Genomic DNA, 10,497 nt, shown 5'->3' on the forward strand with positions numbered 1-10,497 from the left:
GCACTGCCCGGCGAGCGGTCCAGGCCCGGGCCGCCGACGACCGCGTCACCGAATCGCCGGGAACTCCGCGCCGGCGGCAGCCGACTGATACCTCCGAGGCAGGCGAAAGGAGCTCGATGTCGATCGACCAGAGCGAAGAGCGTACGGCCGAGGCGCCGCCCGAGCCGCGGTTCACCTGGGCGGCGGTTCGGCCGCTGCTGGTGCGGCTGCATTTCTACGCCGGGGTGTTCGTCGGCCCGTTTCTGCTGGTCGCGGCGCTGACCGGGCTGGCGTACATCTGGACTCCGCAGGCCGAGCAGGCCGTCTACGACCACGAGCTGCACGTCCCGGCCGCGCCCGGGGTCGTCCCGTTGGCGCAGCAGGCGGCCGTCGCGAAGGCGGCGGTGCCGGACGGGACGGTGACCGGGATCCGGCCCGGGCCCACGCCGACCGACTCGACGCAGGTGATCTTCAACCGGCCGGGACTCGAGCCGAGCTTCCACCACACGGTGTTCGTCGATCCGCACACGGGGACGATCCGCGGGCAGCTGGAGACCTACGGTTCGGGTCAGGCGTTGCCGCTGCGCAGCCGGCTCGACGGGCTGCACGCCAACCTGCAGCTCGGTGACCTCGGCCGCTGGTACAGCGAACTCGCGGCGAGCTGGCTGTGGGTGGTGGTGCTGGCCGGGATCGCGCTCTGGTCGGGGAGCCGGAAGCGGAAGAAGTCGCAGAGCGCGCGCGGGCGGCTGTTGTCCTGGCACCGCATGACCGGCCTGGTGATCGCGGCCGGACTGCTGGTCCTTTCGGCCACGGGACTGTCCTGGTCCGAGCACGCGGGCGACAACATCAGCGAGCTGCGCTCACAGCTGGACTGGACGACGCCCTCGGTGTCGGCCGCGCTCCCGGCCGCCGCTCCCCGGGGCGCCGACGTCGGAATCGACGCCGTGCGCGCGGCGACGTTGCAGGCGGGTTTGGCGGACCCGGTGGAGATCCGGCCGCCGTCCGCGCCGGGCAAGGCGTACGTCGTGCAGCAGGTCGGCCGGTCCTGGCCGACCAAGGTCGACTCGATGGCCGTCGACCCGGCCACCGGCCGGATCACCGCCACACTGCCGTTCTCCGACTACTCGTTGGCCGCCAAGCTGTCCCGCTGGGGGATCGACGCCCACATGGGCCTGTTGTTCGGGGTGGCGAACCAGATCGTGCTCACCGGGTTGGCGGCCGGATTGATCGCGGTGATCTTCTGGGGTTACCGGATGTGGTGGCTGCGCCGCCCGACCCGGGGCGACGCGCGCGTCGGACGTCCACCGGTGCGGGGAACGTGGCGCCGGATTCCGGGCCGGGTGCTCGCGCCGTTCCTGGTGGCGACCGCGGTGGTGGGCTACTACCTGCCGGTGTTCGGCTTGTCGCTGCTGGCTTTCCTGGTCGTCGACCTGATCGTCGCGGCTCGTCGTCAGGAGGTGAAGGCGTGATCGAGGCGACCGGATTGCGGTGGATCCTGACGGCGGTGTTCGTCGCGGCCGGTGCGTTCTGTGTCTACCGCTGTTTCCGCCGGAAGTCGGTGACGGGCCGGGTCGGCGACGTGCTGCACGCGGCGATGTGCCTGGCCATGGTCGCGATGGTGTGGCCGGCCACGATGGGGGTGGCCGGCGTTCCGCAGGTGGTGCTGTTCGGGTTCGCCGCGGTGTGGTTCGCCGTGGCCGCGGTGCGCGGCGCCGCCCACGAGGGCCGGTGGCACCCGGGCTATCACGCGGTGATGATGCTGGCGATGGTGTGGATGGTGTTCGCGATGCCGCGCGCCATGGTCGGCAGCGGCGCGGCGACGACCATGGACATGCCGGGAATGGAGGGCATGGCGATGGCCCTTCCGTCGGCCGGCGGCGGGGTGCCCGCCGACGTGGTGATCGTCGCGCTGACGCTGGCGATCGCGTTCTGCCTGGCGGGGATCGCGTTCCTGGCCCGGCTCGTCGACGGGGCCCGGGTCACGCCGCCGTCGGTGCGCACGGCCGGGTGGGGTGCCGACGCCCTGATGGGCCTCGGCACCTCCGTGATGCTGCTGGCGATGCTGTGAGGTCAGGCCGCGAGCGCGGCTGACTCACGCGATCCGGCGAGGCCTGCGAACGGATCCCGCGCCGGGTCGGGGGTGCGCTCGAACTCGATGAAGTCGGTGGCCGCCTTGGCCACCTCGGCACCGTGCAGGTGCCGGACGAGCGCCGCCGTCATGTCCATTCCCGCGGCCACTGCGGAGGAGGCCCAGCGGTTGCGGTCCTCAGGTCGGCCGGGCCGGGCACGTCCCGCGGTCATCAGGCCGCGCGACGGCGGCTGGCCGGCAGGTGCGGGAACCGGCGGCGCGGACCCCGGCCGTCGGCCTTGGCCCGGGGTTGCCAGCCGAGCGTGACGTCGTCGTGCGCCGCGGGTTCGACGCGCGCGCTCGGGCCCGGTGTCGATGTCCGGCGATGCTGGCGGCGCACGCCGTAGAGGAGCCCGACTCCGGCCACGAGCAGGCCGTGCGACAGCACCCGGGACAAGGTGACCTGGCTGTCGGCGAGATCGATGCCGGAGACGAGGCCGAGGACCGCGACGAAACCGGCCAGCGCGGGCAGCAGCCCGGCCGCGGTCGCCGGGCGCAAGGCGGCCCAGAGCAGGCCGAAGCCGACCGCGAGGTTCCAGGCCGCGCTCTCGTTGCCGAGGTGCACGGCCATCGCCATCATCCCGCCGTGCTCGGCGTGCCCGACGTCCGCGCCGAGCAGTTCGGCGAGCCCGAGGCCGCTCTGGACCAGCCCGACGAGGGCCAGGGCGATCCGCAGGCCCCAGCGCTGCGCCGGCGGGGCGGGGCTCTCGGTGAGGATGCGGTCGGTCAGGTCGGGCACCTGCGGTGCCTCGCGGACCAGCATCAGCCGCCGGAGCCGGACGGCCTCCTCCTGCCAGGCCCGGCACTGCGGACAGCCCGCGAGGTGGCTGTCGACCACCGGGTCCGGCAGCGACGCCGCTTCACCGTCGATCCGGGCCGAGAGCGCTTCACGGAAGTCGGAGCAGTTCACCTCCACATAGTCGCGCGAAGGCCCCTCCGAGTTCCCGCCGGTGTGGGTTGCGGTGCGCCGGGCCACTTCCGGCCGCGCGCGACAGGCGCGGCAACGTCATCGGACGAAGCCGGTCAGCCGACCGCCGGATAGCCCGGACGGGTCCCGGCCATCGCCGCCAGCAGGTCTTCCCGCGCCCTGGCGACACGCGAACGGATCGTGCCGACCGGGCACCCGCAGACCTCCGCCGCGTCGGCATAGGACAGTCCGAGAGTCTGGGTGAGTACGAACGCGACGCGGCGGTCGGGGTCGAGGGCCTGGACGAGTTGGTCGAGCACGACCTGCTCGTCGATCCGCTCGGCGCGGGCCGGTTCAGCGCGTTCCGCGGCGGTTTCCCAGTCGGTCACCGACGCCTGCCGCGGGCGGGCCTGGAGGGCGCGGATGTGGTCGGCGACCGTGCGCCGGGCGATCGAGAGCAGCCACGTCCGGGCCGAGGAGGTGCCCTTGAACCGGGGGAGGCTGCTCAGGGCCCGCAGGTAGGTTTCCTGGCTCAGGTCGTCCGCGGACTGCGGGTCGCTGAGCCCGGCGACGAACCGCCAGACGTGCGGCTGGGTGGAGCGGAGGAACCGCTCGAGGGCCGGGCGGTCGCCGCGGCCGGCGAGCAGGGCCCACCGCGTGATCTCGGCGTCGTCCGCGCGTTCTGGCGTCACACTCGCTACTACGTCGCTCCCGCCGATCCGGTTGAAAACGATCTTGAACAAAACTCGCGGGAACCATCCGGCGCACGCGGCCGACCTTGTCACGGCGAGGGCACTGCCCCGTCACGACACGGCCACGGCCGGGAAGGTGGACGACGATGACCCAGACGACCTACGCGGTGACCGGGATGACCTGCGGGCACTGCGCCGGTTCGGTCCGCGAGGAGCTCGGCGAGCTGCCCGGCGTCCACCGGATCGACGTCGACCTCGGCAGCGGGAACGTTCAGGTCACCAGCGAGAGCGCCCTCGACTTCGGGCAGGTCGAGCAGGCGATCCGCACCGCGGGCTACCAGCTCGTCCGATGACCACCACCGGAGGCCGTCATGCCGGCTCCGCTCGAGGTGACCGCGTTCGCGGCCGTGCCGGGACCGGTGTCCGGCCCGGCCCGCCCGAGGGGCAGCCTCGTCGGCCCGACCCCGTCACCGATCCCATCCGGGCCATCGATCCACACCGGCTCGACGTCCGGGATGCGGTAACCCCGCCGGCGCCGGCCGGGGCGGCGATCGAGCTGGTGATCGGCGGCATGACCTGCGGGTCGTGCGCCGCGCGGATCGAACGCAAGCTCAACCGCCTCGACGGCGTCGAGGCCAGCGTCAACTACGCCACGGAGAAGGCCCACGTGCGGGTCCCGCCGACGATGACGACCGGCGACGTCATCCGCGCGGTCGAGGCGGCCGGCTACACCGCGGTGCCACCGGCACCACCGCAGCCCGCGCAGACGGCGTCCGAGCCGTTGCCTGCCGACGCGCTGCGCCGCCGCCTGCAGCTGTCGGCGCTGGCCGGCGCTCCGGTGATCCTGCTGGCCATGGTGCCGGTGCTGCAGTTCCCGGCCTGGCAGTGGGTTTCACTGGTGCTGGCCTCGCCGGTGGTGCTGTGGGGTGCGTGGCCATTGCACCGCGCCGCGTGGACCAACCTCCGGCACGCCACCGCGACCATGGACACCCTGGTGTCGATGGGCGTCACCGCGGCTTACCTTTGGTCGCTCCACGCCCTGTTCTTCGGCGGGGCCGGGGTGATCGGCATGCGGCACGAGTTCACGCTCACCCTCTACGCCGACCACGACGTCGACGGGATCTACTTCGAGGTCGCCACCGGTGTCACCCTGTTCATCCTGGCCGGCCGGTACTTCGAATCGCGCTCGCGCCGCCGGGCCGGTGCGGCGCTGCGGGCGCTGCTGGACCTGGGGGCGAAGTCCGTCGCGGTGCTGCGGGACGGCCGCGAAGAGCGGGTGCCGATCGACCGGCTGCGCACCGGCGAGGAGTTCGTGGTCCGGCCGGGGGAGAAGATCGCCACCGATGGCGTGGTCGTGGACGGCGCGTCCGCGGTCGACCTCAGCCTGGTCACCGGGGAAGCCGTGCCGGTCGAGGTCGCGGCCGGCGCCGAGGTGGTCGGCGCGACGGTCAGCATGAGCGGGCGGCTCATCGTCCGGGCGACCCGCGTCGGCGCCGAGACCCGGCTGGCCCGCATCGCGACGATGGTCGAACGCGCCCAGAGCGGCAAAGCCGACGTGCAACGGCTCGCCGACCGGGTGTCCGCGGTGTTCGTGCCGATCGTGCTGGTTCTTTCGGTGGCCACGCTCGGGTTCTGGCTCGTTTCCGGCGCCGGCACCGGTGTGGCGTTCACCGCCGCGGTGGCCGTGCTGATCATCGCGTGCCCGTGTGCGCTGGGGCTGGCGACGCCGACGGCGTTGCTGGTGGGTACCGGGCGCGGCGCCCAGCTCGGCGTGCTGGTGAAGGGTCCGGAGATGCTGGAGTCGACGCGGCGGGTCGACACCGTCGTGCTCGACAAGACCGGCACGGTGACCACCGGGAAGATGACCCTGGCCGGCGTCAAGACCGTCGACGGCGTGCCACCGGACTTGGCGTTGCAGCTGGCCGGCGCGCTGGAAAGCGCTTCCGAGCACCCGATCGCCGTCGCGGTCACCGAAGCGGCCCGCCGCCGGTTCGGCGACGTCGGCCAGGTGCGGGAGTTCCGCGCCGTCGCGGGGTACGGGGTGCTCGGCCGGGTGGACGGCCACCGCGTCGTCGTCGGCAGGCCCGAACTCCTGCAGAAGATGTCGGTCCGGGTGCCGTCGGCGCTCTACAAGGTGAAGCAGCAGGCCGAGCGGGCCGGGAACACCGCGGTGATTCTCGGCTGGGACGGCTTCGCGCACGCGGTGCTGGTCGTGGCCGACACGGTGAAACCGACGTCGGCGCCCGCCGTGTTCCAGCTGCGCCGGCTCGGCTTGACACCGGTGCTGCTCACCGGTGACAACGAGGCCGTCGCCCAGGCGGTCGGCCGGGAGGCGGGGATCACGGAGGTGATCGCCGGGGTTTCGCCGGAACAGAAGGTGGCGGTGATCGCCGACCTGAAGGCCCAGGGCCGGGTGGTGGCGATGATCGGCGACGGCGTCAACGACGCCGCCGCGCTCGCCACGGCGGACCTCGGGCTGGCGATCGGTACCGGCACCGACGCGGCGATCGAGGCGGCGGACCTGACGCTGGTCCGCGGCGACCTGATGGCCGCGGTCGACGCGATCCGGTTGTCGCGGCGGACGTTGGCGACGATCAAAGCGAACCTGTTCTGGGCGCTGGCCTACAACGTGGCGGCGTTGCCGCTGGCGGCGGCCGGGCTGCTGAACCCGATGATCGCGGGCGCGGCGATGGCCGCGTCGAGCTGCCTCGTGGTCTCGAACAGCCTGCGCCTCACCAGATTCCGGGGCACCACTTCGCATCAGCTGGTGCGCGAGCCCCAGACGTGACAACGACGACAGGGCCGGCGGCTGCCCGGACGGCAGCGAGCCCGCGGCCCCGTCATGGCCATGTCCGAGCGAGCCTGTGGAACGTCTCCGGATCGCTGTGCACCGGCACCACGCAGAGCAGGTGGCCACCGGGCGCGCGCAGCGTGTGGCACTCCAGCCAGCGCGAGACCGGCTTCGCGCCCAGGGCTGTCAGGCGGGCTACTTCCGCCGCCACGTCATCAGTCTCGATGTCGACGTGATACCGGGGCTCGTCGTCGACCGCCTGGATGTCGACGATCAACCCGGGAATGGCACCGTCCAGAGCCGTGAACTGTTCCTCGCCCGCCACGGACCGTGCCGGAACTCCCAACGCGGCAGACCAGAAATCCGCTGCCGAACCGGCTTCCGCGGCAGGCGTGTCGATGAAGATCCCGAACAACCGGCTGCGATGCACCGCGCAAGACTATCCGACGCGTGAGATGACTTCGCGGAATCAGTCCTGCAGATCTTCGGCAGTGAACGAGCGGCGCTCGGTGAGCTGGGCCAGGTGGGTTTCCAGGGTTTCGAGCTGCTCGAGTCCTATCCGGACCGCCCAGCGGCTGCGCACGTCGTCGAACAGTGCGCCGCCGATGGCCATCAGCTCGTGGCCACGCGGGGTGACCCGCACGCGCTTGCGGCGTGCGTCGCCGGGGTCGGGCACGCGGTCGACGTAGCCGAACCCCTCCAGTACGGCGATGGTCTGCGCGGCGGCCTGCTTGGTGACCGACAGCCGGCGACCGAGTTCGGAGGCGGTGTCCGCGCCCGCGTCCACGGCGCGCAGGGCGAACTCGTGCACCGGGCGGACGCCGTCGTGGCCGCGCTTCGCGAGCTCGACGTTCACCTCGTCGACCATGGAGTGGAAGCCGCCGAGCAGCAGAAGCGCAAGCTCGGCGCCGCTGGACTGCGCCATGAGCGCGATCATACGAGACTCAGCAAGGTGGACAAGTGGCTTGTCTATCCCTAAGGTTCGACAAGTCACTTGTCTATCGACTTGGGGGAACTCATGAATCGTCTCGCCGCCACCATCCCCGGTGTCGATCACCACCGGGTCAGCCTCAACGGCACCGAGCTGCACTATGTGGCCGCCGGCACCGCCGGGTCTCCCGTCCTGCTGGTGCACGGCTTCCCCGAGACCTGGTGGGTCTTCCACAAGCTGATCCCCCTGCTCAGCGAGCAGCACCGGGTGTTCGCCGTCGACCTGCGCGGATTCGGCGACTCCGCCACCGCTACCCCGGAGCACGACAGCGCCACCTCGGCGAAAGACCTCAGCGACCTGATCGCCGGCCTGGACGTCGGGCCCGTCCACCTCACCGGCCAGGACATCAGCGGTCCCACGACGTTCCGCGTCGCCGCCACCCACCCCGAACTCGTCCGCAGCTACACCGGGATCGAGACCGGGCTCCCGGGATTCGGCGCCGAGATGCTCGCCGACGTCACCCACGGCGGCGCCTGGCACATCGGCGTCCTCGCCGCCCCGGACATCCCGAAGATGCTCCTCACCGGACGCGAGCGCGCGTTCATCGCCGACTACGCGATTCCCTCCCTCGCGGCGAACCCCGGCGCGTTCACCGGCACCGACGTCGACGAACTCGTCCGCTCCTACGCACGAACCGACGCCTTCGCCGGCGCCGCCGGCCTGTACCGGTCCCTGCTCACCGACGGCGAAGAACTCCGCAAGCTCGCGGCCCGGAAGCTGGACATGCCCGTCCTCGCGGTCGCGGGCGGCTCGCGAGACTTCACGCCCGCGACGTTGCGGCAGGTCGCCACCGACGTGACCGCCGTTCACCTCGAACGGACCGGCCACTACGTGGCCATGGAGGCCCCTCGCCAGCTCGCGGACGCCCTCCTGTCCTTCTACACGGACATCGATCGGAAATGATGACCCCGTGGCCGGGTGTTCCGGTGATCCGCCGTCGAGGCGTGGCGCTCCGCGCGGCTCAGGCGGGCGGGTTCGGGCGGGTCAGGCCGAGGTCGTAGGCGAGGATGACCGCCTGGATGCGGTCCCGGGCTCCCACCTTCGCGAGCACGCGCCCGACATGGGTCTTGACCGTCGATTCGGACAGCACGAGGCGCTCGGCGATCTCCCCGTTGGTCCACCCTTGCCCGATCGCCACCAGGATGTCCTGTTCCCGGGCCGTCAGTGACGCCCAGCGAGGATCAGCGGGGTGCTCGGGCGTGGCTCCGCCGTCGGGGAGCCGGTGGCCGTAGGTGTCGAGGAGCCGCCGGGTCAGGGCGGGGGCGATGACGGCGTCGCCGCCGGCGACGGCCCTGATGCCGGCGAGCAGCTCTTCGGGGTGGGCGTCTTTGAGCAGGAACCCGCTGGCTCCCGCGCGGAGGGCGGCGTAGGCGTATTCGTCCAGGTCGAAGGTGGTCATGACGAGGACGCGGGAACGGCCACCGGTGGCGAGGATCCGGCGGGTGGCTTCGATGCCGTCCATGCCGGGCATGCGGATGTCCATGAGCACGACGTCGGGCCGCAGCTCCGCGGTCCGGCGCACGGCTTCCGCGCCGTGGGCCGCTTCGCCGACGACTTCGGTGTCCGGCGTCGCGTCCAGCAGCATGCGGAAACCGAAGCGCTGCAACGGCTGGTCGTCGGCGATGAGGATGGTCGTCACGGTGTCCCGCCAGGGGAACCGGGCGGCGGCGCGATGTCGAGAACGGCCGTGACCACCCACCCGCCGCCGGGCGTGGGGCCCGCGTCGACCGTGCCGCCGTACAGGGCGGCACGCTCCCGCATCCCCGCCAGCCCGTTCCCCTTCTCCGACGGGTCGACGAGTTGTGCCGGGCCGTCGCCGCGCCCGCTGTCCCGGATGCGGATGCGCAGCTCCCGGCCGTCGGCGGCGATCAGGACGTCGATCCGGGTGCGGGGACCGGCGTGGTTGAGCGTGTTCGTGAGCGCTTCCTGGACGATGCGGTACGCCATCAGCTGCACGCCCCGGTCGAGCGTGTCCAGTTCGCCGCCGGACCGGTAGACCACCTCCGGGCCGGCCGCGCGGATCCGCGCGCACAACGCGTCGAGGTCGGCGATGCCCGGTTGGGGATCCAGCTCGGGTGTGTCGCCTTTCTCGCGCAGCACGCCCAGCATGCGCCGCAGTTCGCCCAGCGCTTGACGGCCGGCGTCGCCGACCAGCCGGAGTGCTTCCTTGCTGCGTCCGGGGGCGACGTCGGCCGCGTAGGCGCCGCCGTCGGCCAGCGTGATGATGACCGACAGGTTGTGGCCGACGATGTCGTGCATCTCGCGGGCGACCCGGACGCGCTCGGTGGCGGCGGCCAGCCTGCTGCGCTGGTCGCGTTCGATCTCCAGCTGGGCCGCGCGGTCGCGCAGGCTGGCGAGCTGGGCCCGGCGGATCCGGACGGCCAGCCCCAGTGCGACGGCCGCGGTGAGCGCGGTGAGCAGGAAGAACAGCGCCTCCCAGAACGAGACGAACCCGGAAACCCGCGCGGCCACGGGAATCAGGAGCGCGACCTCGGCCGCGCAGGCCCACGGCAGGTGCCGCAGACGCCCGTGCAGGGTCACGCTGTAGAGCGCCACGAGCAGCGCGATGTCGGCGCGCAGGACGACCCCGAGCGACCACTGGACCAGGAATGCCGCCGCGGTCAGGGCCAGCGCGACCGACGGTGCCCGCCGCCGCCACAGCAAGGGCAGCACCAGGCCGGCCTGCAGCGCCAGGGTGCCCACCGGCGGCAGGTGCCTGAAGGTGAGGAGGAGTTGCTCCGGGCCCCCGTCTTCATCGTGCGGAATCAGATCCGGCAGGCAGAACACCACGAACAGCGCGGCGACGACGGCCAAGTCCAGGACCCACGGGCGGCGCCGGTCCGCCTGCCGGACCCGCTGGCCGAACCGCGTCAGCCAGGTGACCAACGGGTGCGCCGGCAGGGGAGCGGTCCACGACGAGGGCGGGTGGCCCACCGGTTCGTCGCTGCGCACGTGCCTCACCTGTCCATCGTGGAGGAAAACCGCCGGTGCGGCACCCGGGTGCCGCAC

12 protein-coding genes are annotated in these 10,497 nt (G+C 72.4%); 5 read left to right on the top strand and 7 right to left on the bottom strand.

What is annotated here, in order from left to right:
- Positions 1-116 precede the first annotated feature (116 nt).
- Together ACFVYA_RS38515 and ACFVYA_RS38520 are read left to right on the top strand one after the other, a co-directional pair.
- Positions 117-1,448 carry a PepSY-associated TM helix domain-containing protein gene (locus ACFVYA_RS38515; protein ID WP_387052091.1) on the top strand — a complete coding sequence of 444 codons (1,332 nt, stop codon included), beginning with the start codon at positions 117-119 and terminating at the stop codon, positions 1,446-1,448.
- Positions 1,445-2,047 carry a DUF5134 domain-containing protein gene (locus ACFVYA_RS38520; protein ID WP_387052092.1) on the top strand — a complete coding sequence of 201 codons (603 nt, stop codon included), beginning with the start codon at positions 1,445-1,447 and terminating at the stop codon, positions 2,045-2,047. The genes ACFVYA_RS38515 and ACFVYA_RS38520 overlap by 4 nt, the downstream gene beginning before the upstream one ends.
- A 2-nt stretch (positions 2,048-2,049) precedes the next feature.
- On the opposite strand, the gene ACFVYA_RS38525 is transcribed toward ACFVYA_RS38520, so the two are convergent.
- The 3 genes from ACFVYA_RS38525 to ACFVYA_RS38535 all read right to left on the bottom strand — a co-directional run bounded on the left by ACFVYA_RS38525 (position 2,050) and on the right by ACFVYA_RS38535 (position 3,706).
- Entirely contained in the window at positions 2,050-2,199 is a 150-nt protein-coding gene (locus ACFVYA_RS38525) for a hypothetical protein (protein ID WP_387052093.1), read from the bottom strand.
- An 80-nt stretch (positions 2,200-2,279) separates the two neighbouring features.
- Entirely contained in the window at positions 2,280-3,017 is a 738-nt protein-coding gene (locus ACFVYA_RS38530; RefSeq protein WP_387052094.1) for a zf-HC2 domain-containing protein, read from the bottom strand.
- Between the two features lie 113 nt (positions 3,018-3,130).
- Positions 3,131-3,706, bottom strand: coding sequence for a sigma-70 family RNA polymerase sigma factor (locus ACFVYA_RS38535; RefSeq protein ID WP_387052095.1), 576 nt, complete (start codon positions 3,704-3,706; stop codon positions 3,131-3,133).
- A gap of 146 nt (positions 3,707-3,852) precedes the next feature.
- Between ACFVYA_RS38535 and ACFVYA_RS38540 the strand changes: the two genes are divergently transcribed.
- Together ACFVYA_RS38540 and ACFVYA_RS38545 are read left to right on the top strand one after the other, a co-directional pair.
- The gene (locus ACFVYA_RS38540; RefSeq protein ID WP_387052096.1) at positions 3,853-4,059 is read left to right on the top strand and encodes a heavy-metal-associated domain-containing protein; all 207 of its coding nucleotides are present in this window, start codon (positions 3,853-3,855) and stop codon (positions 4,057-4,059) included.
- Positions 4,060-4,277: 218 nt separating this feature from the next.
- Positions 4,278-6,494 (top strand): heavy metal translocating P-type ATPase, encoded by a 2,217-nt coding sequence (locus tag ACFVYA_RS38545; RefSeq protein WP_387052101.1) that lies wholly within the window; start codon positions 4,278-4,280, stop codon positions 6,492-6,494.
- Positions 6,495-6,546: 52 nt separating this feature from the next.
- Here ACFVYA_RS38545 and ACFVYA_RS38550 read toward each other — a convergent pair whose 3' ends face one another.
- A complete protein-coding gene (locus ACFVYA_RS38550; protein WP_387052097.1) occupies positions 6,547-6,927 on the bottom strand; it encodes a VOC family protein in 381 nt (126 codons plus the stop codon).
- 39 nt (positions 6,928-6,966) lie between these two features.
- Positions 6,967-7,422 (bottom strand): MarR family winged helix-turn-helix transcriptional regulator, encoded by a 456-nt coding sequence (locus ACFVYA_RS38555; protein WP_285990807.1) that lies wholly within the window; start codon positions 7,420-7,422, stop codon positions 6,967-6,969.
- A 93-nt stretch (positions 7,423-7,515) separates the two neighbouring features.
- On the opposite strand from ACFVYA_RS38555, the gene ACFVYA_RS38560 reads away from it, so the two are divergent.
- Positions 7,516-8,391 (top strand): alpha/beta fold hydrolase, encoded by an 876-nt coding sequence (locus ACFVYA_RS38560; protein ID WP_387052098.1) that lies wholly within the window; start codon positions 7,516-7,518, stop codon positions 8,389-8,391.
- A 58-nt stretch (positions 8,392-8,449) separates the two neighbouring features.
- On the opposite strand, the gene ACFVYA_RS38565 is transcribed toward ACFVYA_RS38560, so the two are convergent.
- Positions 8,450-9,127: a response regulator gene (locus ACFVYA_RS38565; RefSeq protein ID WP_387052099.1), complete on the bottom strand. Its 678-nt coding sequence runs from the start codon at positions 9,125-9,127 to the stop codon at positions 8,450-8,452.
- Entirely contained in the window at positions 9,124-10,440 is a 1,317-nt protein-coding gene (locus ACFVYA_RS38570) for a sensor histidine kinase (protein ID WP_387052100.1), read from the bottom strand. The genes ACFVYA_RS38565 and ACFVYA_RS38570 overlap by 4 nt, the downstream gene beginning before the upstream one ends.
- Positions 10,441-10,497: the final 57 nt, after the last annotated feature.

This window comes from Amycolatopsis sp. NPDC058278, from assembly GCF_042881395.1.
Classification (GTDB): domain Bacteria; phylum Actinomycetota; class Actinomycetes; order Mycobacteriales; family Pseudonocardiaceae; genus Amycolatopsis.